Here is a 21,766-nt window from a genome sequence, read left to right as displayed (position 1 = left end):
TTCGTGCTTTTCTGGGGACATGTTGTCGCTGCGCGAGATCACCGATGCCAACCGCGACGAGGTGTGCGCCGTGCGCGTGCACCCCGGCCAGGAGAAGTTCGTCGACTCGGTCGCGAAGTCTTTGCGGGACGCGGCCTCCACGCCCGAGGCGGCGCCCTGGTACCGGGCCGTGTACTCCGGGGACTCGCCGGTCGGTTTCGTGATGCTCAGCTGGAATGTGCTGCCGCGGCCGGGAATCCTGGGGCCGTACTTCCTGTGGCGGCTGATCATCGGCGCGGAGCACCAGGGACGCGGGTACGGCTCGGAGGTGCTCAAGCTGATCGTCGAGCTGATCCGCGCGGACGGCGCCACCGAGCTGCTCACGAGTTACCAGCCGGGTGACGGCGAACCGTGGCCGTTCTACCAACGATTCGGTTTCGAACCCACCGGTGAGGTCGACGGGGACGAGATCGTGCTGCGCCTGCGGTTGTGAACGTTTATCCGGGGCGGCGCATGTGGGACGGCCGCTCGCGGTGGGGCGTTGATCCGGGTGCTTCAGCTTCTGAGCGCGATGATCTCGGAAATGACCGTGCCCGCGCGGAGGAGAGCGAGGGCACGGTGCGCGATGGAGTCGATTCTCGATGCCAGTGCGTCGAGAGTTTCGCCGACGTCCTGAAGATCGCGGATGGCGGTGATCGCCCTCTGCACGTCGGGAATCCGGTAACCGGCCGCCCTGAGCGCGGCGGTGATGCGGGCCTCGCGGATCGCCGGGAGGGGATAGCGCCGAGCCGCGCCCGCCATCGTGATGACTCGCTCGGGTGAGACGAGCCCGGCCTTCTCCCAGAATCGCAGTGCCGAGGTGCGGACGCCGAGCGCACCGGCGAGTTCGGTGATCGTCATCGCGTCCTCGGTGGTCGGCTCGGCGTCGACCGCTGCCTCGGCGCGGATGGCGCGGAGCGCGTGCTGCGCGGCCAGCGCCTCGTCCCGTTCCCGGTTGAGCGCGGTGTGGAAGGAGCACACCAGCGCAGCCGCCTCGGCGAGCGGCAGCGAGCGGATCTCGCGCATCGCCCGGCGGGCCAGGACGGGTCCCACGGCAGCGGCAAGATCGCGGTAGGCGCGGAGGTCGCGCACGTGGTGTGCGGAGAACTGGCGGTATCCGTTGGCCGCGCGGGAGGCGGGAGCGATGACCTCCAGGGCCTCCAGGTTCCGGATCTGCTGCACGGAGTAGCCCGTGATCGCTGAGACAGCGCTCGTACTGAGCCGGTCACCCGCTGCGTCGGCGTGGACCATCGGCGAACCCTCCACAAGCACTTCAACCTCACACTTCAAGCATGAGTATGGAGCAGATCCTCGACACGGTGCGCGGCTTCGACGGCGTCCTCGAACTCGCCCCCGCCGAAGGCAGCGAGTTCCCGGAAATCGCGTGGGGCGACCACTTCTTCTACTACGCCCCGGACGGACAGGTCCCGCAGCGGACACAGCCCTACGCCACCATCGTCACGAAGAACTACCCGGACGACGCCCTGTCCGACCTCGACCCGCCGGGGCGGTGGCGGCTGAACATCCACGTCGGCAGGGCCGCGTTCATGAGGCTCACCGGTGAGGACCCGAAGCGCGTGGCGTCGCGGCCGGACTTCAGCGCCGCCGACGTCGTCCTTCGGCACCCCGTCTACTCGACCCAGGGCTGGATCGCCATCGTGAACCCGGGCGACCACACGACACCGCTCGCGGTCGAGCTCCTTCGCGAAGCCCACGAGAACGCCCGCCGCCGAGCCGACTAGCGGAAATCCGTACTGACGGTAAACAGAGTCTGTTACCGTCAGTCTGTGGAGTACCCCATCCTCGGCACCGAGCCCCTGCCGGTCGAGTTCGCCAACACCCTCTATGGCGGGCTCGACTGCCTCGGCACGCCCGAACTGGCGGCCGGGTGGTTCGCCGCGATGGAGCTGGAGGCGGCAGAGCCGGACCGCGCCCGAGAACTGCGGGACGCCGTCTACCGGCTGCTGACCGAGCAGTCCGAACTCGACCCGGACGCCGTGCAGACGCTCAACGCGTTCGCCGCCGAAGTTCCGAGCGTGCTGCGGCTCGACAGCGACGGGAAAGCGCGCTGGGTCACCACGACGAGCGCGGTGCTGGGACGCATCGCCACCTGTGCGATCGAACTGCTCGTGGACGGCGTCGTGCCACGGCGGTGCGCGGCGCCGGACTGCGGAGTGCTGTTCGTGGCGCAGCACGGCCGTCGCCGGTTCTGCCATCCCTCGTGCAGCGGGCGGATGCGCCAGGCGCGCTACTACAGACGACACCTCAAGGAGCAAGCATGATCACGTGGCGCAGGCTCACCGCGGAAGACTTCCCCCTCGTGGCCCGCTGGCTCGCCACCCCGCACGTGCACCGGTGGTGGTACCACGAGTTCACCCCCGAAGCCGTCGAGCGCGACTTCGGTGCCTCGGCGCGCGGCGAGGAGCCGGGGGAGGACTGGCTGGTCTCCGTCGACGGCGAACCCGTTGCCCTGATGCAGCGTTCGCGGATCGCGGACTACCAGGAGGACCTCGACGCGCTGTCCGCGGTCGTGCCCGTGCCCGACGACGCGGTCACCCTCGACTACCTCATCGGCGACCTCGGCCAGGTCGGGCGCGGCCTCGGCTCGCGGCTCATCCGCTGGGCCGTGGAACGGACCTGGGCCGACCACCCGCGAGCGCCCGCGATCATCATCCCGGTGGTGGCGGCCAACATCGCGTCCTGGCGCGCGCTGGAGAAGGCCGGGGCGAGGCGGATCGCCGAGGCCGACCTCGAACCGGAGAACCCGATCGACGAGGCGGCGCACTACGTCTACCGGTTCGATCGTCCACCAGGATGAGGTAGAACCGTGCGCCCGGTCAGCGCTCCAGCTCGGCAATCGTTCGCGCTCTACGCGGTCCTGGCGTTACGGTCGGGCTGTGGAGGACGGATACTTCGGGGAAAGCGTCGCCGAAACCTACGACGAGTCGTCGGCGGAGATGTTCGCGCCGGGCGCGGTGAATCCTGCCGTCGACTTCTTGGCCGCGCTCGCCGGCGACGGTCGCGCACTGGAACTCGGCATCGGCACCGGCCGCATCGCCTTGCCTTTGGCGCAGCGCGGTATTCCTGTGCACGGAATCGAGCTGTCCCGCGCGATGGCCTCCCGGTTGCGCGCCAAACCCGGCGCCAATGCCATCGGTGTGACGATCGGCGATTTCTCGACAACACGTGTGGCCGGGACTTTTTCCTTGGCGTACCTGGTCTTCAACACCATCATGAACCTGACTTCGCAGTCCGCCCAGGTTGAGTGTTTCCGCAACGTGGCCGCTCACCTCGAACCCGGCGGCTGCTTCGTCATCGAGGTCGGCGTTCCCGCCCTGCGAAGCCTGCCTCCCGGCCAGAACGTGCTCCCGTTCCACGTCAGTTCCACCCGGTGGGCTTACGACGTCTACGACTTCGCCACGCAGGCCATGAGTTCCAACTACGTGCGGGCGGGCGGCGAGTTCCGCTCCATCCCGTTCCGCTACGCGTGGCCCGCCGAACTCGACCTGATGGCCCAATTGGCCGGGCTACGGCTACGCGAACGGTGGGAAGACTGGACGCGCCGCCCGTTCACCGGCGAGAGCACCAATCACGTCTCCGTCTGGGAGAAACCCACCTAGCCCCCGCCCGCAATCCCTCAAGCACTCCGCACACCACGTAAACTGAACCCATGCATCCCACCCGCCCCCGCACCCAACGCCCGGCGGCCGCAACCTAGAGATCTCCCGTTTCGTACTCATAGCGGGAAAGAGAGCGCTCCCAAATCCCGGCAAGAGTACGAAACGGAAGAACTTGGCCACCTCAGCGCAGGATGAGGGTGCGCCTGGGTGGAGCCTGGGTGCGAGGAGTCCGATGGTCGGCAGGGCGAGCGGGTTGCAGTGGCCCTGCTTGGCGCTTCCGGGTCGTTCGGGCCCGCGAGTTCATCACGGCGTCGAGGAGCGTCCTGGTTCGGCGTCTTCCTGCCAGGCGATACAACTCGGTCGACCACCTGTCGCAACAAGCTCGTGAACGGCTTCGCAGATATCCGCCAGGGGAAGTTCGGCGTTGGCGGGAATCTGGCGCTGGTGTCCCATGTAGTCGTAGTCAACCGGCTCGCGGTCGGTTCCGCCGTTGCAGCTGGTGACCGATCCGACCGGGTCCGCGTAGGTCATGAACCCGGTTCCGCGCCGGGGATCCAGACCGACGTGGGCGACGAGCCACCCGTCCGGGCTCTGGCGGGACAACTCGGCCAGCGGCGGCACGTCGAAGCCCCGGCCATCGGCGACCATGCGATCCAACAGGACATCGAGATCGGCGCTCCCCTGGATCAGGGTTGGCTCGTCATCCTCGCTGTCGTACCAGGCTTCTAGCGCCACCACGGCTTGGCTCCTCCCGGAATGCGCTTGTGGTAGTTCGGGGCGTGAATCGTCAGGGAGTACCCCTCGGGAAGCATGATCCCGATCAGGGTCGCGCACCCCAGGATTCCGCGACAGGGCCGGTTGTTGATCACCAGCGTGAAGTGTCGCCACTCGGGGTCATCGGCGCCCTTCTCGCGCATCAACGCGACCAGCTTCATCTCGACATCCGCGGCCGTGGCGATCGGGACCCTGGGGCAACCCATGCTTCGCAAGGTGTCGTTGATCTGTGGTGTCCGCTCATCCTCGCCGCTGACGATCGTGCGTACGCCTCCGTCCGGTCCGATCCATCGGCCGTGCGTCTTCTGCCTCCTGCCCCGGGCCACAGGTGGGGGCAGTTCGGCCCGGAGCTGTTCGATCCGCTCACGAGTCGGGGTGCCCTGCGGCCTCCGACCGCGCTGCCCCGATGCCCGCGAATCCGGTGAGGTAGCCCTGTACTCGTTGCCCCAGGGCCACGAAGCCGCGATAGGCGTCGTTCAGGTCAGCCATGCTGCGAGTCAGCAGCCCCAGCGCTTCGTCGGCGCCAGGATCGTGGGCGCCGCCCACCGCACGGGCGTCTTGGGTGCTGGCGGCTTCCAACAGAATGCCAGTGGGGGAGGGCTCAGGTGAGTCGGGAGGTGAGGAGGGGGACGCCGGGGCCGGTCAGCTCGGGGAGGGCGGCGCAGCGGCCGGCGATGGCCATGAGGAGCGCCTCGCCGGGGCCGCGCACCTCGGGGCCGGAGCCGTGTGACCACTCCACGTCGGTCGCGGTGAGGGTCAGGCCGCGGACCTGCTTGCCCGCGCCGAGCGGCGGGGCGAACAACGCGAACCGGAGCGCGACCAGCAGGCGGTCGTGCGGGATCTCCCGCGGCAGGCCCAGGGGGCGGCGGATGTCCTGCTGGTGGATCATCCCGTCCACCAAGGCGATCCGGCCACCGAACGCGGTGGTGAGACCGCGCGGGCGCGCGTAGGTGCGGAAGAGGGCGACGAGGTCGGTGTCGGCGTACTCGGCGACGCCGATGGCGTTGGCCCTGTGGAGGCTGAACCGGCCGCGGGCCAACCGGCCGAACGCTCCGCGCCAGCCGATGACGTCGTAGCTGATCACGTGGGCGACCACCTCGCGGACGGTCCAGCCCGCGCACAGCGTCGGCAGGTCCCACTGCTCGGGCGCGAGCTTGTCGAGGAAGTCGGCGAAGTCGGCCCGTTCCCGCACGGCCAGGGTCATGGTGCTGCTCATCCGGCGACCTCCGCGAAGGCGGTCAGGGTGCCGGTCCAGCCACCGGGCGAGTCGAAGACCGCGTACATGGTCTGCGCCTGGCCGCCGTAGCGCTCCAGGTGCCGGTGCCGCAGCTCCACCAGCGTGCCCCCGGAGTCGGCCTCGGTGAAGGTCACCTCGACCTCGGTCTCCAGTTCCGGGTCGAACTTCCAGTCGGCGCCGAGCTGCCACAGCAGCACCACGCGGTGCGGCGGGCCCCAGTCGCCGACCCGGCCCCAGTCGCATTCGCTGCCGTCGATTCCCTTTTCGTACCAACGCCCGCCGAGCCGGGGTTCGACGACGACGCGGTCGAGCGGCGAGGAGCCGATGGAGTGCTCGCGCGGCCAGAACTCGGTCATCCGCGTGGTGAACAGGGCGAAGGCCTTGTCCGGTGACAACGGCACGCTCACCGAGCGGTGGACCTGGATTTCGGTGCTCATCTCAGCTGTCTCCCTTGGTGGCCTCGGCCTCGGCCAGCGCCGCGAAATTGTCCATTGTGGTCGCCCAGAACCGGTCGAAGTACTCCCGGACGACGGTCAGCCCGGCCGGGTTGACGCGGTACAGGCGGCGCGTGCCGACCACGGACACCACCACCAGCCCGGCTTCCTTGAGCACCCGCAGGTGCTGCGACACGGCCGGGCGCGAGATCGGCAACTGGTCGGCCAGGACGCCGACGGGCACCGGACCGGTGACCAGTCGTTCCAGGATCAACCGGCGGTTGCCGTCACCCAGGGCGTCCAACACTGTCGCGGCGGAAGCAGGCACTCGGTAAGTCTCTGCTAACGGTAAGCCGATGTCAACTGTTCGTCTGCGCTTACCGATGGTGCTGCGGACGAACGGGGACAAGCCGGTCACCGCCACGCGAACACCACAAGGCTTTGGGACATCTCCACGCCGCGTGCGCCGAAGCCGGTCGCCGCGCGGATGACCGGCCCGTCAGAGCGCGCGGATGACCCGCGCGGGGTTGCCCGCGACGAAGGTGCGTTCCGGGACGTCGCGGATGACCACGCTGCCCGCCCCGACGACGGCGTTCGCGCCGATGGTGACGCCGGGGCAGACGATCACGCCACCGCCGAACCAGGCGTTGTCGCCGACGGTGATCGGCAGGGGCCGTTCCCAGCCCTCGCGGCGCATCTCGTGGTCCTCCAAGGGGTGCAGCGCGGTCAGCAACTGGACGCGCGGCCCGATCCGGACGTCATCCCCGATCGTGATCCTGGCGTCGTCCATGAAGTACGCGTCGTTGTTGACGAAGCTGTTCGCGCCGATCGTGGTCAACGAGCCGTAGCTGCAAAGGAAACGCGGGAGGACGCGGGTCCCGGGGCCGATGCCGCCGAGCAGCTCGGTGAGGATCTCGAAGCGCTCGGCGTCCTCGTCGGTCACGGTCGCGTTGAACCGGTCGAGCAGGCGCCCGCACCGCCGCCGCTCTTCGGCCAGCTCAGGTTCGTCGAGGTACCACTCGCCGCGCAGCATGCGCTCTTTCTGCTCACCCACGCCATCCGATCATGCCATCGTCGCGAGCCGGGTCACCGTCCACACCACGATCGTCTCCGGCACGCCGTCGATCACGACCTCGTCTGGGAGCCGGTGGGACAGCCGGAATCCGCACTTCCTGGCCACACGGGCGGATGCCGTGTTCCGTTCCCCGTGGCCGTAGCCGATCTCCAGCAGACCGAGCTCGTCGAACCCGAAACGCGTTGCCGCGCCAACGGCCGCCACGGCCAGGCCACGACCACGAGCCCGCGGCAGGGTCCAGCACTCCAGGCGCGCGGTGCGACCGGTCCAGTCGAGGTTCTTCAGGGCGACCTCGCCGAGGAGCTCGTCCGTGGCCGGGTCGGCGAGGGCCCAGGAGTAGCGCTCGGCTCGCGCCCATTCCCGCGCGCGCAACGCCAGGTAGGCGCTCGCCGCGTCCAGGTCCGGCAGGCGGGTGGGCAACCACCGCCGGATCTCCGGGTCGGCGAAGGCTTCCACGAGCACCGGCCGGTCGTCCGGGGACAGCCGCCGGAGCAGGCACGCGCCCGCGTCGATCGCGTTCGGTTCCATTCGTCGAGCCCCCTCACGGCCCGTCGCCGAAGTCGAACGCGTGCGGCCGCAGACGTGTCGCCACAGTGTGGGAGAACCAGGCGAAAAAGTCACTTTCCTGGTCGAACGCCGCCTCGACGTACCTGTTCAGCTCCGGCGTCTGACGACCGAGGTGATCGACGTGCGCGGCGAGGATGCCAGCCGGTACGACCGGGGGCAAGCTCGTACTGTCGGGTCCGGAGGGAGGGATGACCGCTGATCACGCAGGTGCAGGGGCAGACCGAGGCCGGTTCGTGGGAGGTGTTCTCCCGCCCGCCCGCCGCCGGGCTGCGGGGTTTCGTGGCGCGGTACCTGGGCTACCGCGAGCACGCGTTGCTGCCCGTGCGAAGGCGCGAGGTCCCGACCGGCCGGGTCGCGCTGATCCTGAGCTTCGGTCCGACCATCCGCGTTGTCGGCGGGCCGGGGGAGCTGGGCAGTTTCGTCGCGGTCGTGGGCAATCGGTGGGCGGAGACCGAGTACGTCGGTGAGCAGTACGGCGTGCAGGTCGACGTCACGCCGCTCGCGGCCGGGATGGTCCTGGGAACGCGCCTCGGTGAGTTCACCGGGGTCGCGGTCGACCTCGTCGACGTTCTCGGTGCCACTGGCCGCAGGCTCGTGGAACAGCTCGCGGACGCGCCCGGCTGGGCGGAACGGTTCGACCTGCTGGACGCGTTCCTGTTGGCGCGCTTGAGCGGTGCGCACAGCCCGTCACCCGCGGCGGCGTGGGCCTGGACGCGGTTGCGCGAGACGAACGGGCAGGCATCGGTCGCCTCGCTGGCCGACCAGTTCGGGTGCAGCACCAGGTACCTGTCCGCCCAGGTGCTCGCGCACGTTGGTGTGCCGCCGAAACAGCTGGCGCGGGTGCTGCGCGTGCAGCACGCGATCCAGCTCCTCGGCACCGGAGCCGCGGCCCTGGCCACGACCGCGTCCGTCTGCGGATACGCCGACCAGCCGCACTTCGGCAGGGACTTCCTCGACATCACCGGAACCACGCCCGGGGCTTGGGCCGCACATCCCGCCAGCCTGCCCTTGGCGTAGCGCGCGCCCGGCGAGCCGTCCACGTAAACTGTGCCCATGCGCCACAACCGCCCGTCCACCCCATCCAGGGCGCGCGCCGTCTAGAGAACCCCGTTTCGTACTCATAACGGGAAAAAGAGCGCTCCAAAATCCCGACAAGAGTACGAAACGGGGATTTGGGCTGCGCTGGTGATGTTCTGGCGAAGGGGGAGATCGCGGGGAGTGAGGAGCGGTCGTTCCGATTCGTTCCATACGGTGGGCGGTGGGCGGTCGTATGGTTCGGGTGTGAACATGGCGACTGCGGACCTCGTGATCGTCGGCGCGGGCACGGCGGGATGCGTGCTGGCCGCGCGGCTGTCCGAAGATCCGTCGCGCACCGTCGTGCTGCTGGAGGCGGGTCCCGACTTCGCCGACCTGCCGACCGCCCTCACCACGGGCAACGGCGAAGGGTTCGACTGGGGCCTTTCCGCGATCGTGACCGGGGGACGCCGCGCCGCACTGCCCAAGGGCAAGGTTGTCGGGGGATCGGCGCAGATCAACGGAAGAGGCGCGGTGCGGGCCCTCCCAGCCGACTACGACGCGTGGGCGGCGAAGGGCTTTCCCGCGTGGTCGTGGGAGAAAGTGCTGCCCGCCTACTGCCGTGCCGAGTCCGACAAGGACTTCCCCGGCAGCACCTACCACGGCGCCAACGGGCCCGTGCCCATCGTCCGGCCGGACCCTGCTCGTCTGACGCCGCCGATGGCCGGATTCCTCGACGCCGCAATGGATTTCGGTCATCCCTACCAAGACGACATGAACGCGCCGGGTGCCGTGGGCATCGGCCCCTATCCGCACAACCAGTACCCCGACGGTGCGCGGGCGTCCACCGCGTCGACCTACCTCGCTCCGGCCCGAGCCCGCGACAACCTCACCGTCCACGCCGACATCCATGTGGATCGGATCGTCATCCGGGACGGGCGCGTGCGCGGGGTCGAGGTCGCCGGAGAGACGATCACCGCCCGCGAGGTCGTCCTCGCCTGCGGGTCACCGCAAACACCCTTGCTGTTGCTGCGATCCGGCGTCGACCTGCCTGGCGTCGGGCGGGACCTCTACGACCAGCCGGGCGCTGTCGTCCCCGCCATCCCGGTCCCCGGCGCGGTCACCGAGCGGTCGCCGCTGACCGAGCTCTTCGGCCGCCTCGCCGGGATTCCCGGTCACACCAACGATCAGGGCTTCTACCTGACCCTGTTCACCGGTCCACCGCCGGGCGGGACGGAGCCGTCCATCGCGCTCATGGTCGGCGACCTCAACCCCGTGTCCCGCGGCGGCGTCACCCTCGACGGCATCGACCTCGGCTTCTACCGGGCGGACGGCGATCTGGCCCGGATGCGCGCGGCCTACCGGCACGCGTGGGAGCTCTGCGCCCATCCCGCGCTCGCCAGGCACATCGCCGGATTCGCCATGATCGACGATGAGGTCGTCGGTGATGACGAACGCCTCGACGACGCGTTGCGCGCCATGACCTTCAGCAGGTGCGCCGTTCTCGGCGGGGCCGCGATGGGTGCGGTGGTCGACCAGGAATGCCGAGTCCTCGGCGTTGACGGCCTTCGCGTCGTCGATCTCTCGATCGTCCCGGTGCCCCTGCGCGCGCCCACCGCTCTCGACGCCATCGCGATCGCCGAACACGCGGTCACGCTGATGTGACGCCCGGACCCGCGGACGGGCCCGGGACGTCAGGCAGTCGGTCAGGGCTTGCCGCCGGGCTTGGGGCCCTTGTAGCCCGGCATGGAGGACTTGTCGATGCCGACCTCGTACTTGATGCCGGGGCTGACCTTGTTGCCGCTCACGGTGGCGTTGGTGGACTTGATCGCCAGGCCGATGGCCTTCGTCGGTGACGCGGCGAACTCGTTGTTCTCGATGGTGGCGTGCTGGATGTCCTCGAACATCAGCGTCTGCGAGGCTTTGAGCGTCTCGCAGAAGTTGCCGCGGAGGGTGAAGTGGGAGCTGTGGCCCTTGCCGCTGCCCTCGCCCTCGTTCGGCCCCTCGGCCATCAGGCACATGTTGTCGATCTTCTGACAGCGGTTGCCCTCGATCAGGACGTGGTTGCTGCCAGGGGTGTTCGTCGCATAGGTCTGCATGCAGTCGGCGTGGCCGTACTTGTTGCTCGTGCCGCTGATCGTGTTGCGCAGGATCTTGATGTTGTCGCCGAAGAAGCGGATGCCGTCGCCGTCACCGTTGACGGGGTTGGTGATGGTGTTGGCCTCGAGGGTGATGTTGTTGCCGAGCGCGCGGATTCCCGGTGCGGAGGGGCGGTTCATCGTGAAGTTGCGGACGATGACGTGGCTGGCCCTGATGTCGATGCCGTCGACGGTCTTGCCGGTGCCGTCGTAGACGCGCGGGTTCTCCGCCGTGCCGCCCTGGTTGATCGTCAGCCGTGACGCGCCGTCAGCGGGGGCCGAACCGACGACCATGAACAGCGCGGCGGTGATGCCGATGAGAGATTTGCCGAGCACAGGGGGACTCCTGCCTGTGGAGTGGTGATGATGTGCCGTCACCAGCCCTTCTCGTTGGTGGTCGAAGGAGCGGGGCGGCGGAGGCGGACAGTACGGGTCCCGTCCTGGGAGGGGTCCCCAACGCCGTGAGCAGCAAGGCGCCCGGCGGCGTCGAGTGGGCACTGGGGCGACGCCGCCGGGCTGGTCCACGCGGTCAGGGCAGCGCGGCGTTGATCCCGGGGCCGGGGGTGAGGATGCGCGCCGGGTCGTGGATCTTCTTCGTCCGCACCACCTCGTCCCACGTGTCCCCGTAGTGGTGCCGCCAGTCCTCAGGGGTGAAGACCTGGCTCCCGACCGGATAGGCGAAACCACCGGCGCGCCGCGCGGCGTTGAGCCAGTTCTGGTTGCGCCGCAACATCTTTTCCGTGAACAAGGGGTCAGGGTCCGGCTGTGAGGAGGTGAGCACGTCGAACAGCCACACCCAGTCGTCCGGGCCCTGCTGCGGCAGCCGCAGGCGGGACCGGCGGAACACCCCGGCACGATGGGGCATCAGCAGCACGAAGCCCTTCCCGTGCGGGAGGGACCAGTCCTCGGCGGTCATCTGGCCGAGGACGTCGCCGACGAAGGAGTCGATCACGGCATCGGCGTGCCAGACGTCGAACCACGGCTTGACGCAGTCGTCCCAGCGCTCCTCGCGCTGCCACCGCTCCATGATCGCCGAGTACTTGGTGACGTGGGAGACGTAGTCGGTCCGCTCCTCCTGGACCGGACCCCGCGGGTACAGGCCGTCGACGAAACCCTCGCGCGGCGCGCCCGCCCCGTCCTCGTAGTGGGCGAGGTGCAGGAGGAACGTCGGGACCGGGGCCAAAGTGCCCGGCGGCGCGACCACGCAGAAGACCTCGTCGAGGGTTCCCCGGTCGAGGAGCTCGCGCATCACGGCGAAGGCCGCGACCTGGTCGGTGTAGGGCAGCACCCAGGAACGCACACCGGTCGGCAGCGCGGTCACCTTGAGCACGGCCCTGGTGATGACGCCGACCTGGCCGATCCCGCCGAGCGCGGCGTTGAACAGGGTCGGGTGCTCGCGCTCGGAGGCCCACACGATGTCGCCGCTCCCGGTGACGATCTGGATCCGCTCGACGAAGTCGATCTGCGCGCCGTTGTGGCAGTCGGGGCCGACCCCGCCCGCGCTGAGGGTGCCGCCGACGCTGACGGGCAGGTAACCGGTCAGCCCGCCCGCGAACCGCCTCCCGGCCGCCGCCAGGGTCCGCACCAGGTCCGACCACAGCACCCCGGCGTCCACGTCCACCCAGCCGGGGCCGTGCCCGCGAATGGTGCGCAGCGCGGTGACGTCGACGGCGACCCCGGCCTCCACCAGCCGCTGCCCCTGCGTCATGTGGCCGGTTCCCTGCGGCGCCAAGGGAACCCGGTGGTCGTGGCAGAACCTGACGACCTTCGCGACGTCCTCGGCGGTCCGCGGCCGGAGCACCGCGTGCGGGCGCCGGTCGACCACCCGGCCGAAATCGCGCGAGGCTTCCCGCACGGCGTCGCCGGTGACGAACAGATCCCCGGTGAGCACCGACGCGGCCACGGCGGACTCGGTCACCGCGCTCGCCCAGTCTTGGCCGGGGCGGCGCCAGTACAGGGCTTGATCGGTCATCAGGTCTCCTGAGATCGCCGTGGGTTCACGGCGAATCGTGGTGCGATGACCGGGCCCGCGCGTCGGTGATGACCGCACGCTTCGGGAGCCGCGCACGTACGAGTGCGGACCCCGCACGTACGTATCGGGGCGCGGCGGTGGGTAGGGTCCGGGCTTGTGGAACTAGCAGGGGTAGCGCTGACCAGCCTGGTCGGCCGGGACGACCTGTTGGGCTCGTTGGCCGGGGCGGTGCGGCGGGGGACCCGGTTGATCAGTCTGTCCGGCGCGGGCGGGGTCGGCAAGACCCGGCTCGCCCTGGAGCTGGTGCACCACGTGGCCGACGAGTTCGACCTCTCGGCCGTGGTGTACCTGGCCGACCTCAACCCCGGCGAGGACGCCACGACCGCGATCGGGCAGTCCATCGTCACCGCGCTCGGCGTCACCGACCACCAGTCCCGGCGCGGCGCGGTCGAGGTGCTGCTCGACCACCTCCAGGGCAAGCGGGTGCTGCTGGTCCTGGACAACGCCGAGCACCTCCTCGACCCGGTCGCCGACATGGTGATCGCCCTGTTGACGGAGGTGCCCCAGCTCAGCGTGGTCACCACGACGCGGCACCGGCTGGACCTCCCGCCGGAGCGCGTGGTCGCCGTCCCCCCGGTGACCATCCCCGAGGCCAACGCGACCCCGGAGCAGGCCCGCGGCAGCCAGGCCGTCGAGCTGCTGCTGGACCGCGCCGCCGCCACCGGCAGCCCGGCGATCCCGGAGAGCGGCGCCGCGTGGGACGCCGTCGTTGAACTGGCCAGGTGGTCCGGCGGACTGCCGCTGGTGATCGAGCTGATCGCCGCGCAGATGAGCGTGCTCGGGCCGGAGAAGACGTTGCAGCGCTTGGACGGCGGCCGGTTGCTGGCGACCAGGACGCGCCGCGCGCAGCCGCACCACCGCACGCTCACCCGGGCACTGGACGTCTCGTGGGACCTGTGCAGCCCGGAGCAGCGCCGCCTGTGGGCCCGGCTGGCGGTGTTCTCCGGCGGCTTCGACCTGGAGGCCGCCGAGGAGGTCTGCGGTGACGGGGGCGGCGACGAGGTGCTGGCCCTGCTCGCCGACCTGGTGCGGCACTCCGTCGTCGTTGTCGGCGGCGACGGTCGTTATCAACAGCTGCAACCGTTGCGCGGCTACGGTTTGCGCCACCTCGACGCGTTCGGCGAGACCGACGCGCTGCGCGAGAAGCACTGCCACTGGGTGCGGCGGCTCGTCGCGACCTGCGCGGTGGAGTGGTTCGGCCCGGACGAGCTGACCTGGCTGGCCCGCATCCACCGGGAGCTGCCCAACATCCGCGCCGCGGTGAACTGGTGCGTGGCCACCAGGACCGTGCAGATCGGGCTGGGCATCGTCGCCGACGTCGTCCGCACCCGCGTGCACTTCTTCGCCGCGTTGCAGAGCACCGTCCGCGCCTGGGCGGACGACCTGCTCTCGGTCGAGCCCGCCGAGCCGACCCAGCCCAGGATGGCCGCGCACGCGGCGCTCGCCTTCACCCTGATCGCCATCGGTGACAAGGAAAGGGGCGACTACCACCTCGACCAGTGCCGCGCGGTCGCCCAGCGGCTGGGCATCGAGTCCGCGCCGCCGGTGCTCTTCGCCGAGGGGCTGCACCTCGTGCTCAGCCGGGGCGATACCGCGGGGCTGGCGCTGCTGCGACAGGCCCGCGACGGGTTCCGCGCGATCGGCGCGCCCGGTGACGGCCAGATGGCCGCGCTGCTGCTGTCCGTCGGCGCGGGCCTGCTCGGGGCGACCGAGATCGCGGACGCGGCCTCCGCCGACTGCCTGGCCGACGCCGAGCGGCACAACTCTCCGTGGGCCCGCACCTGGGCGCTGTGGACCCACGGGCTGCCCGCGCTGAGCCAGCCGAAGTACGTGCTCCACGAGTGCCTGCCCGCCCTGATCGAGATGGGCGACCGGTGGGGGTGCACGTGGACGATCGAGGCCAGCGCGTGGTGGCGGGCCCGGATCGGCGAGCCCGAGGACGCGGCCCGGCTCCTCGGCGGCTGCATCGGACTGCACCAGCGGCACGGTGTCGGCCTCAGCGGGCTGGTTCCCTTTCAGCGCCAACGCGAACAGGCGGAGCGGCGCATCGTCGCCGCGATCGGCGAGGCCGCGTTCCGCGCCGCGTACACCGACGGCACCCGGCTCGCCACGGAAGAGGTCTACGACCTGGCGCTGCGCCCCTTCGACACCTCCGAGTCCGAGGACGTCCGGACCGGCGTCATCGCCTCACCGCTGACCGCGGCCGAGCGGAAGGTGGCGGAGCTCGTCGCCGCCGGGCTGAGCAACGGCCGGATCGCCGAGGAGCTGTACGTGTCGAAGCGCACCGTCGAGACGCACGTGGGCCGGATGCTGGCCAAGCTCCACTTCACCAACCGCACGCAACTCGCCACGTGGTACGGCAACCGGGGCTCGTCTCACCGCTGACGCCCGAGCCGCGCGCCGAGATCACGCGCGCTCCGCAGGGCGTGTCCGTACTCGTTCTCGGCGCGGTCGACCTTGGCCAAGGTCAGGCTGGTGGTGATCACGCTGACCGCCATCCCCATCTCTTCTCCCAGAATCAGTTGCAGCACAGGGGTTGCGTGGTCCCGGCCCTCGTTCACAGTTCCGTCGTCGTAGTCCCCGCCCCGCGTCGCGACCAGCACGGCCGGGCGTCCGGCCAGCGGAGCGCCGGAGATCGCCGACGGCGCCGTCAGTCCCGGGACGTGGACGTGGTCGAGCCACGCTTTGAGGCTGGAGGGCAGCGAGTAGTTGTACAGCGGGACGCCGATCAGGAGCACGTCCGCGCTCAGCAGCTCGGCGACGAGCCGTCGCTGGAGGTCCTCGGCGGCCGGGTCCGGGCTCGCGTCCGCCTCCCGCAGGCCCGCCGCCCAGTGCAGGCTCGGGTCGGGCAGGTGGGGGAGCGGTTCGGTGTGCAGGTCGCGGTGGACCACCACGTTCCCCGGTGCCGCGTCGCTGAAGGCCGAGGCGAAAGCCGCGGTGATGGCCCGCGACCGCGAGTTCGAGCGCCCGGCGGAGGAGTCCAGGTGGAGCAGCTTCGGGCGGGGCAGTTCCGGCAGCGCGCCCGCGGCGGCGTCCCGAATCGCGGGGAGCGCGTGGTCCAGGTGGGCGATGAGCACCGGTCGGACCGCCGGATCACGCGTGGAGGCCAGGATGTCGAGAACGTATTCGAGCAACTCCGGTGTGAGCGACGGCATGCGTCGCACGAGCGGCATGACCAAGTGCGACGGCAGGATGCGGCGGTAGGCCCCTTCGCTGATCGCGTGCAGCGCCTCTTCGATGATCACCGGGTCGTCGTCGCCAAGGGCGAGGTTCACCAGTCCGGTGATGACCACCTCGACGCCGGTGGCGTCCAAGGCGTTGCCGCGCAAGAGATCTCCGAGTTCCGCCGCGGCCAGCTCACGCTGTCTGGGGTCCGGGTGGGCGAGGCGGCTGACGGCGTCGGTGGTCACAAGGCGCCAGCTTAGGCCGCGCGCGGTGCTTGACCATGCCGTGACGGCACGGTTTCTACTCGGCGAGGACAGGCCCACGGCCTGCACTCGTTGACCGCGGCGCCTTTGCGCCGCACAGGAGGGGAACCATGCGGAAAGCCTTGCCCATCGCCGTCGTTCTCGCCGTCGTGGCGACCGCGGCCCCGGGGCTCGCACAGGGGGCGACACCGCTCCAGTGGGGCGCGTGCCCGCAGGGGGTGCACGCGCCCGGCATGCAGTGCGCGAACCTCGATGTGCCGCTGGACCACCGGAAGCCGGACGGACGGAAGATCCAGATCGCGATCTCCCGCCTGGCGAGCAAGAACCCCGCGAAGCGCCGGGGCGTGCTGCTGACCAACTCCGGCGGGCCGGGCGGCTTCGGCCTGGACTTCCCGGCGCTGCTCGCCGCCCTGGGACTGCCGCGGAGCGTGCTGGACAGCTACGACATCATCGGCTTCGACCCGCGCGGCGTGGGCCGCAGCACCCCGGTGACGTGCGACCTGACCGAGGAACAGCAGTTGCGGGGCAACGTCCCGCCCTACGCGCGTGACGCGGCCGAAGTCGCGAAGCACGCCGAGAGGTCGAAGGCCGTCGCCGAGCAGTGCGCCCGGTCCAGGACGGCGTTCATGTTGCCGCACACCACGACCGCGAACACCGCGCGCGATATGGACCGCATCCGGGAAGCGTTGGGGGAGAAGAAGATCTCCTTCCTGGGCTATTCCTACGGCACGCATCTCGGCGCGGTCTACGCGACGTTGTTCCCGCACCGCGGTGACCGCCTCGTGCTCGACAGCAGCCTGGTCCCGGCCGGTCTGGACGCCGAGGGCGGGCGCCTGTTCGCCCGCGGCCTTGAGGACCGCTTCCCGGACTTCGCCAAGTTCGCCGCCGCCCGTCCCGAGTACGGGCTCGGCACCACGGCGGAGCAGGTGCGCGCGAAGTTCTTCGACCTCGCAGCCCGCCTTGACCGTGCGCCCGTGCAAGGTGTCGACGGCGCCGCGTTCCGCCTGATGACCTTCGCCTTCACCTACGCCGACAGGCAGCTGCCCCTGCTCGCCGAGTCCTGGCGGGCGCTCGACACGAACAAGCCGCTGCCGCCCATGCCCGCCCCGCAGGACCTGGACAACAAGGTGTCCAGCCACCTCTACGTGATCTGCAACGACGCCCGCTGGTCGAAGTCGGTGGAGTCCTACCAGCGCGATGTCGCCGTCGACCGGGTCCGCTACCCGATGTTCGGCGCGGCCGCGGCCAACATCCGGCCGTGCGCGTTCTGGCGGTCCGAGCCCGCCGAGCCGCCGGTCCAGGTCGGCGACCGGGGACCGTCGAACGTGTTGGTGGCGCAGAACACCCGCGACCCGGCCACCCCGCTGACCGGTGCCCGGCAGATGCGCCGGGCCCTCGGTGACCGGGCTCGGATGGTGACCGCCGACCAGGGCGGCCACGGTGTCTACGTGCTCGCCCCGAACAAGTGCGCCAACGATGCCGTCACGGCGTTCCTGATCACGGGCGAGCACCCGGCGCGCGACGTCACGTGCGCGGCGGAACCGAGCTGACGAGAGCGGATTCGGGCTGGAGATAGGGATTCACGTTGCGCATGGCTCGCGCGACGTACTCCTCCTTCTCCCCGACCGGGGCCACGTAGTGCAGCGCGTCCGCGGCGGCTTCGGGACCGGCCAGCCTGGCGATGACCCAGGCGGCCAGGTAGTGCGATGCGAGGCAGCCACCCGCCGTCGCCACGTTGTCCTTGGCGTAGAAGGGCTGGTTCAGGACCTCGATCCCGGCCGCGACGACCCACGGCCTGGTCGTGAGGTCGGTGCAGGCGGGAACACCGCGCAGCAAACCGAGCTCGGCCAGCAGGAACGTTCCGGAACACTGCGCGGCGAGCAGCTGGCGGGCGGGGTCGAGGTTCCGCAGCACGTCCATGACGGCGGGGTCGGCCGCCACCTCGCGGGTCCGCACCCCGCTCCCCACGACGACCGCGTCCGCGGCGCAGGCCTGTTCCAGGTCCGCCATCGACTCGATCACCACGCCGTTCATCGAACGGACCGTGGGGGTGGGGCTGGCGATCGACACCCGCCAGCCGGGCCGCTTGACCCGGTTGAGCACGCCGAGCGCGATGAGCGAGTCCAGTTCGTTGTACCCCTCGAAGGTCAGGATCGCGATGTGCATGGAGCGCAGCCTAGGAGCCGTATCCATGACAGTCGAAAAATTGTCATGGATACAATCGCGCCGTGCGCACTCCTCGGTACAAGCGCGTGGTGGACGCGCTGGCGGCGGAGCTCCGTTCGGGGCGCTGGCCCGTGGGGACCCGCCTGCCCACCCATCGCGAGCTCGCCGCCCGCGAGGGCATCGCGCTGGTCACCGCCTCCCGCGTCTACGCCGAACTGGAGGCGATGGGCCTGGTGAGCGGCGAACAGGGCCGGGGCACGTTCGTCCGCGACACCGCGCTGCTGTCCGGTCAGGGCATCGACCAGCGGTCGGTGGCGGTCGACGCGGTCGACCTCAGCTTCAACTACCCCTCCGTGCCAGGGCAGGCGGACCTGTTGCGCCGCGCCCTGCGGGAGCTGGCGACCGCGGGCGACCTGGACTCCCTTCTGCACTACCAACCCCACCGAGGGCGGGCCAAGGACAGGGCGGCGGTCGCCGGCCACCTCCGGCGCCGCGGCCTGACCGTGCGCGCGGAACAGGTCCTCATCGCCAGCGGAGCCCAGCACGGGCTCGCGGCGACCGCCACGGCCGTGCTCCGCCACGGCGACGTGGTGGCGGTGGACGCGCTCACCTATCCGGGCTTCAAGGTGCTGGCGCACGCACAGGGACTGGAACTGACGACGTTGCCGGTCACCCGGACTGGACCAGACCTCGACGCGCTCGAACGACTCTGCGCCCAGCGCCCGGTTCGCGCGGTCTACGCCATGCCGACGCTGCACAACCCGCTGGGCTGGGTGATGGCTCGGCCCGCCCGCGATCGCCTGGTCGCGATCGCGCGCCGCCACGGGCTGATCATCATCGAGGACGCCGCCTACGCCTACCTGGTCGAGGACTGCCCGCCGCCGCTCGCGGTCCTGGCACCGGAGAGCACGATCTACGTCTCCAGCCTGTCCAAGAACGTCGCCACCGGCCTGCGTTTCGGTTTCGTCGCGGCGCCCGAGGCGCGGGTCGCCGCGATCGAGCGCGCGATCCGGGCGACGACCTGGAGCACGGCCGCGCTCGGCGCCGAGATCGCGTGCCGCTGGCTGGAGGACGGCACCGTCGACCGGCTGGAGACCCAGAAGCGCGACGACGCCCTCACCCGGCAGGCCATCGCCCGCGACGCCCTCGGCGGGCTGCCCTTCGTGAGCCACCCGGCGTCGTACTTCCTCTGGCTGCCCCTGGCCGAGAGCTCACGGGCGGACCGAGTCGCGGCATCGCTGGCGCGCCAACGCATCTCCGTCTCCACCGCCGAGCCGTTCGCCGCCACCGACCCTGTGCCACAAGCACTTCGGCTGGCCCTGGGCTCGATCGGGCTCGACGAGCTGCGCCGGACGCTGAACGTCGTCAGACAGGTGGTCGACGACGACGCGCACCGCTGAGGATGTCAGCGCTTCAGCCGAGGAGATCCCGGTCGTGGGACAGTGCGCCGTGCTTTCCCGCCGGGAACAGATGAACCAGGCGCGGCGGATCTCGGTGCGCGCGCTGACCGAATATCCGTTCTTCGGCGACACCCTGCAGTACGGCGGGATCAACGCCGCCCAGGTCTGGGACCTGCTGCCGGACGATCTGCGGCGAGCCTTCGATCGGGTGGCCGCGGCAGCGCGCCAATCCATGGCGGAGCCGACCGCTGTCGCGGGCCCACCTCGGCTACCTGGACACGTTCGTCGCCATCCGCGAGGTCGCGTTCGGACTGTGGTTCGTCGGCACCGCGCAGGCCAACGAGGTCTTCCGAGATCGGCTGCCTCGCGCGCTCGACGGCATCAGGAAGTCGTTGAAGGTCCTGGACTGCTGACCGGGGCTGTCGTAAAGCGCGTCCACTGTGGATGGTTGGTTGGTTTCGGTCATCTGGACTTCCTTGTGTGGCTGGGTTTCCAGCGGGGTCGGGCTTCCAGCTCGCGTCGGTGCCTGCGTGGGGTCGGCTTGACCTGGGGCCCCTTGCGCGTGCCCTTGGGCCTCACGGGGGCACGGGATGAAACCCCGGCCCTCGCGACAAGCGTATGGCACGCGCACCCCAGGTAAAGCCAACCGTTCCAGCCGCGCCTGACAGATGGTCGACGCCTGGGTTTTTCCTTGTGTGGCACCGATTTGACACCACGAGAAGTTGTGATTGAGTGGAAGTATCCACACAGGAGAGGAGGTGTGATCATGTTGGATACCAAGGCAACCAAGGATCTACTCGCCGCGCAGCTGGCGGCCAACGACTCCTACCAACTCCCCGAAAACGACCACCTCGAATTCCTTCACGAGTTGGAGACGATCAGCAGGCTCCTGACCGCTGTGAAAACCGACGCCAACACTCAGGCGGACGAGCGTGTGCTGCACTCGACCTATGGGTGCAAGGACCTGTCGATGTTGTTGTGCACCAAGCTGCAGATCCATCCCGGTGAGGCCAAGCGACGCGCTCGGTTGGTGCGGGAGTTGCCGGGACTGCCCCATACCCGGGAGGCGGTGTATGCCGGGGAGATCAGTGGTGAACACGCGCTGGTGATCTCCGATGCCATCAAGCGTCTCCCGTCGGAGCATGTGGAGGGTGCTGAACGTGTGCTGGCGGATGTCGCTCCGACGTTGGACCCGGAGTTCCTGAAGCGCGCGGGGAAGTATGTGCGGACGGTGGTTGACCCGGATGGTGTCTACCGGGATGAGCGGGAGGCGGTGGAGCGGCGGGCGGCTCGGATGTCCCGGGGCAAGGACGGGAGCGTGCGCCTCAGTGCCACGATGGGTCCGCTCGAGGGTGAGAAGGTCTCCAACTTCCTGCTCGGGATGGCCAAACCCAGGAGTGTGGACGGGGAGAAAGACCCGCGTACCTTCGAGCAGCGGTTGGCCGACGCGTTCATCGAGGCCATGACGATCGCGATGGCCCACCACGACATCCCCGGACTGCCCCGCTCCCTGCTGGTCATGACGATGAACGCCGACAACCTCAAGGACAAGACCGGGTGTGCTCGGACTGACACCGGTCAGCCGGTGTCCCCGGACCTGGCCCAGCACATGGCCTGTGACGCCGACATCGCCCATGTCGTCCTCGGGGAGAAGGGTGAACCCCTCGCCTACGGACGCGGACGACGCCTCGCCTCACTCGCCCAGAGACGCGCCCTCGCCGTGCGGGACAAGGGATGTGCCTTCCCGGGCTGCGATCGGCCCCCCGCATGGACAGAAGCTCATCACGTGGTGCATTGGATCGACGGAGGACCGACCGACCTCGACAACCTCGTCCTGCTGTGCGTGTATCACCATCATGTGAT

26 protein-coding genes are annotated in these 21,766 nt (G+C 69.9%); 11 read left to right on the top strand and 15 right to left on the bottom strand.

Annotation, left to right across the window (positions count from 1 at the left end):
- The first annotated feature begins 19 nt into the window (after positions 1 to 19).
- Complete coding sequence (locus NLX83_RS38200) at positions 20 to 472, top strand: GNAT family N-acetyltransferase (RefSeq protein ID WP_254240168.1); 453 nt, start codon at positions 20 to 22, stop codon at positions 470 to 472.
- Between the two features lie 62 nt (positions 473 to 534).
- Here the strand turns inward: NLX83_RS38200 and NLX83_RS38195 are convergent, their stop codons facing one another.
- Complete coding sequence (locus tag NLX83_RS38195) at positions 535 to 1,269, bottom strand: MerR family transcriptional regulator (RefSeq protein ID WP_254240167.1); 735 nt, start codon at positions 1,267 to 1,269, stop codon at positions 535 to 537.
- Between the two features lie 41 nt (positions 1,270 to 1,310).
- On the opposite strand from NLX83_RS38195, the gene NLX83_RS38190 reads away from it, so the two are divergent.
- The 4 genes from NLX83_RS38190 (at position 1,311) to NLX83_RS38175 (ending at position 3,638) form a co-directional block, all read left to right on the top strand.
- Complete coding sequence (locus NLX83_RS38190; protein WP_254240166.1) at positions 1,311 to 1,760, top strand: DUF6194 family protein; 450 nt, start codon at positions 1,311 to 1,313, stop codon at positions 1,758 to 1,760.
- A 45-nt stretch (positions 1,761 to 1,805) separates the two neighbouring features.
- Positions 1,806 to 2,300 (top strand): CGNR zinc finger domain-containing protein, encoded by a 495-nt coding sequence (locus NLX83_RS38185; RefSeq protein ID WP_254240165.1) that lies wholly within the window; start codon positions 1,806 to 1,808, stop codon positions 2,298 to 2,300.
- Entirely contained in the window at positions 2,297 to 2,836 is a 540-nt protein-coding gene (locus NLX83_RS38180; RefSeq protein WP_254240164.1) for a GNAT family N-acetyltransferase, read from the top strand. Before NLX83_RS38185 ends, NLX83_RS38180 begins: the two co-directional genes overlap by 4 nt.
- 79 nt (positions 2,837 to 2,915) lie before the next feature.
- Positions 2,916 to 3,638: a class I SAM-dependent DNA methyltransferase gene (locus NLX83_RS38175; RefSeq protein WP_254240163.1), complete on the top strand. Its 723-nt coding sequence runs from the start codon at positions 2,916 to 2,918 to the stop codon at positions 3,636 to 3,638.
- Positions 3,639 to 3,941: 303 nt separating this feature from the next.
- On the opposite strand, the gene NLX83_RS38170 is transcribed toward NLX83_RS38175, so the two are convergent.
- From NLX83_RS38170 to NLX83_RS38135, 9 genes are all read right to left on the bottom strand, one after another.
- Positions 3,942 to 4,376, bottom strand: a complete 435-nt coding sequence (locus NLX83_RS38170; RefSeq protein ID WP_254240162.1) for an Imm1 family immunity protein — start codon at positions 4,374 to 4,376, stop codon at positions 3,942 to 3,944.
- Entirely contained in the window at positions 4,364 to 4,738 is a 375-nt protein-coding gene (locus NLX83_RS38165; RefSeq protein WP_254240161.1) for a DddA-like double-stranded DNA deaminase toxin, read from the bottom strand. Before NLX83_RS38165 ends, NLX83_RS38170 begins: the two co-directional genes overlap by 13 nt.
- 37 nt (positions 4,739 to 4,775) lie before the next feature.
- Positions 4,776 to 4,901, bottom strand: a complete 126-nt coding sequence (locus NLX83_RS41515) for a hypothetical protein (RefSeq protein ID WP_256565074.1) — start codon at positions 4,899 to 4,901, stop codon at positions 4,776 to 4,778.
- A gap of 112 nt (positions 4,902 to 5,013) precedes the next feature.
- On the bottom strand, positions 5,014 to 5,628 hold the full coding sequence (locus NLX83_RS38160) for a maleylpyruvate isomerase family mycothiol-dependent enzyme (protein ID WP_254240160.1): 615 nt from the start codon (positions 5,626 to 5,628) through the stop codon (positions 5,014 to 5,016).
- Positions 5,625 to 6,086, bottom strand: coding sequence for an SRPBCC family protein (locus NLX83_RS38155; RefSeq protein WP_254240159.1), 462 nt, complete (start codon positions 6,084 to 6,086; stop codon positions 5,625 to 5,627). The genes NLX83_RS38160 and NLX83_RS38155 overlap by 4 nt, the downstream gene beginning before the upstream one ends.
- Before the next feature lies 1 nt (position 6,087).
- Positions 6,088 to 6,411: an ArsR/SmtB family transcription factor gene (locus NLX83_RS38150; RefSeq protein ID WP_254240158.1), complete on the bottom strand. Its 324-nt coding sequence runs from the start codon at positions 6,409 to 6,411 to the stop codon at positions 6,088 to 6,090.
- Positions 6,412 to 6,582: 171 nt separating this feature from the next.
- Positions 6,583 to 7,137: a sugar O-acetyltransferase gene (locus tag NLX83_RS38145; RefSeq protein WP_254240157.1), complete on the bottom strand. Its 555-nt coding sequence runs from the start codon at positions 7,135 to 7,137 to the stop codon at positions 6,583 to 6,585.
- A gap of 9 nt (positions 7,138 to 7,146) precedes the next feature.
- Entirely contained in the window at positions 7,147 to 7,686 is a 540-nt protein-coding gene (locus NLX83_RS38140) for a GNAT family N-acetyltransferase (protein ID WP_254240156.1), read from the bottom strand.
- Positions 7,687 to 7,699: 13 nt separating this feature from the next.
- On the bottom strand, positions 7,700 to 7,885 hold the full coding sequence (locus tag NLX83_RS38135) for a hypothetical protein (RefSeq protein ID WP_254240155.1): 186 nt from the start codon (positions 7,883 to 7,885) through the stop codon (positions 7,700 to 7,702).
- A gap of 47 nt (positions 7,886 to 7,932) precedes the next feature.
- Here NLX83_RS38135 and NLX83_RS42160 point away from each other — a divergent pair, with 47 nt between their 5' ends.
- Positions 7,933 to 8,742, top strand: a complete 810-nt coding sequence (locus NLX83_RS42160) for a helix-turn-helix domain-containing protein (protein WP_254240154.1) — start codon at positions 7,933 to 7,935, stop codon at positions 8,740 to 8,742.
- 270 nt (positions 8,743 to 9,012) lie between these two features.
- Positions 9,013 to 10,404, top strand: coding sequence for a GMC family oxidoreductase (locus NLX83_RS38125; RefSeq protein ID WP_254240153.1), 1,392 nt, complete (start codon positions 9,013 to 9,015; stop codon positions 10,402 to 10,404).
- A 41-nt stretch (positions 10,405 to 10,445) separates the two neighbouring features.
- Here NLX83_RS38125 and NLX83_RS38120 read toward each other — a convergent pair whose 3' ends face one another.
- Complete coding sequence (locus NLX83_RS38120) at positions 10,446 to 11,213, bottom strand: right-handed parallel beta-helix repeat-containing protein (protein WP_254240152.1); 768 nt, start codon at positions 11,211 to 11,213, stop codon at positions 10,446 to 10,448.
- A gap of 193 nt (positions 11,214 to 11,406) precedes the next feature.
- Positions 11,407 to 12,849: an FAD-binding protein gene (locus NLX83_RS38115; protein WP_254240151.1), complete on the bottom strand. Its 1,443-nt coding sequence runs from the start codon at positions 12,847 to 12,849 to the stop codon at positions 11,407 to 11,409.
- 156 nt (positions 12,850 to 13,005) lie between these two features.
- Between NLX83_RS38115 and NLX83_RS38110 the strand changes: the two genes are divergently transcribed.
- Positions 13,006 to 15,294, top strand: coding sequence for an ATP-binding protein (locus NLX83_RS38110; protein WP_254240150.1), 2,289 nt, complete (start codon positions 13,006 to 13,008; stop codon positions 15,292 to 15,294).
- Here NLX83_RS38110 and NLX83_RS38105 read toward each other — a convergent pair.
- Positions 15,285 to 16,319, bottom strand: a complete 1,035-nt coding sequence (locus NLX83_RS38105; RefSeq protein ID WP_254240149.1) for an NAD(P)H-dependent oxidoreductase — start codon at positions 16,317 to 16,319, stop codon at positions 15,285 to 15,287. The genes NLX83_RS38110 and NLX83_RS38105 overlap by 10 nt on opposite strands.
- Before the next feature lie 128 nt (positions 16,320 to 16,447).
- Between NLX83_RS38105 and NLX83_RS38100 the strand changes: the two genes are divergently transcribed.
- Entirely contained in the window at positions 16,448 to 17,887 is a 1,440-nt protein-coding gene (locus NLX83_RS38100) for an alpha/beta hydrolase (RefSeq protein ID WP_254240148.1), read from the top strand.
- On the opposite strand, the gene NLX83_RS38095 is transcribed toward NLX83_RS38100, so the two are convergent.
- Complete coding sequence (locus tag NLX83_RS38095; protein WP_254240147.1) at positions 17,862 to 18,503, bottom strand: DJ-1/PfpI family protein; 642 nt, start codon at positions 18,501 to 18,503, stop codon at positions 17,862 to 17,864. The two genes, NLX83_RS38100 and NLX83_RS38095, sit on opposite strands and share 26 nt — an antisense overlap.
- Before the next feature lie 62 nt (positions 18,504 to 18,565).
- Here NLX83_RS38095 and NLX83_RS38090 point away from each other — a divergent pair, with 62 nt between their 5' ends.
- The gene (locus NLX83_RS38090) at positions 18,566 to 19,903 is read left to right on the top strand and encodes an aminotransferase-like domain-containing protein (RefSeq protein ID WP_254240146.1); all 1,338 of its coding nucleotides are present in this window, start codon (positions 18,566 to 18,568) and stop codon (positions 19,901 to 19,903) included.
- A 268-nt stretch (positions 19,904 to 20,171) separates the two neighbouring features.
- Here NLX83_RS38090 and NLX83_RS38085 read toward each other — a convergent pair whose 3' ends face one another.
- Positions 20,172 to 20,369: a hypothetical protein gene (locus NLX83_RS38085; protein WP_254240145.1), complete on the bottom strand. Its 198-nt coding sequence runs from the start codon at positions 20,367 to 20,369 to the stop codon at positions 20,172 to 20,174.
- A gap of 300 nt (positions 20,370 to 20,669) precedes the next feature.
- On the opposite strand from NLX83_RS38085, the gene NLX83_RS38080 reads away from it, so the two are divergent.
- Positions 20,670 to 21,766: HNH endonuclease signature motif containing protein (locus NLX83_RS38080; protein ID WP_254240144.1), on the top strand; the 1,097-nt coding region annotated here is incomplete at its 3' end.

It is taken from the genome of Allokutzneria sp. A3M-2-11 16 (assembly GCF_024213555.1).
Classification (GTDB): Bacteria; Actinomycetota; Actinomycetes; order Mycobacteriales; family Pseudonocardiaceae; genus Allokutzneria.
The sequence above is the reverse complement of the archived record's forward strand: the minus strand, read 5'-3'. Positions and strand labels throughout refer to the sequence as shown.

What these genes read in the sequence shown, in the direction of transcription:
- NLX83_RS38200 (WP_254240168.1), top strand. Translation starts at nt 20, where the DNA reads ATGTTGTCGCTGCGCGAGATCACCGATGCCAACCGCGACGAGGTGTGC.
- NLX83_RS38195 (WP_254240167.1), bottom strand. Translation starts at nt 1,269, where the DNA reads ATGGTCCACGCCGACGCAGCGGGTGACCGGCTCAGTACGAGCGCTGTC.
- NLX83_RS38190 (WP_254240166.1), top strand. Translation starts at nt 1,311, where the DNA reads ATGAGTATGGAGCAGATCCTCGACACGGTGCGCGGCTTCGACGGCGTC.
- NLX83_RS38180 (WP_254240164.1), top strand. Translation starts at nt 2,297, where the DNA reads ATGATCACGTGGCGCAGGCTCACCGCGGAAGACTTCCCCCTCGTGGCC.
- NLX83_RS41515 (WP_256565074.1), bottom strand. Translation starts at nt 4,901, where the DNA reads ATGGCTGACCTGAACGACGCCTATCGCGGCTTCGTGGCCCTGGGGCAA.
- NLX83_RS38160 (WP_254240160.1), bottom strand. Translation starts at nt 5,628, where the DNA reads ATGAGCAGCACCATGACCCTGGCCGTGCGGGAACGGGCCGACTTCGCC.
- NLX83_RS38155 (WP_254240159.1), bottom strand. Translation starts at nt 6,086, where the DNA reads ATGAGCACCGAAATCCAGGTCCACCGCTCGGTGAGCGTGCCGTTGTCA.
- NLX83_RS38140 (WP_254240156.1), bottom strand. Translation starts at nt 7,686, where the DNA reads ATGGAACCGAACGCGATCGACGCGGGCGCGTGCCTGCTCCGGCGGCTG.
- NLX83_RS38125 (WP_254240153.1), top strand. Translation starts at nt 9,013, where the DNA reads ATGGCGACTGCGGACCTCGTGATCGTCGGCGCGGGCACGGCGGGATGC.
- NLX83_RS38115 (WP_254240151.1), bottom strand. Translation starts at nt 12,849, where the DNA reads ATGACCGATCAAGCCCTGTACTGGCGCCGCCCCGGCCAAGACTGGGCG.
- NLX83_RS38100 (WP_254240148.1), top strand. Translation starts at nt 16,448, where the DNA reads ATGCGGAAAGCCTTGCCCATCGCCGTCGTTCTCGCCGTCGTGGCGACC.
- NLX83_RS38095 (WP_254240147.1), bottom strand. Translation starts at nt 18,503, where the DNA reads ATGCACATCGCGATCCTGACCTTCGAGGGGTACAACGAACTGGACTCG.
- NLX83_RS38085 (WP_254240145.1), bottom strand. Translation starts at nt 20,369, where the DNA reads ATGACCGAAACCAACCAACCATCCACAGTGGACGCGCTTTACGACAGC.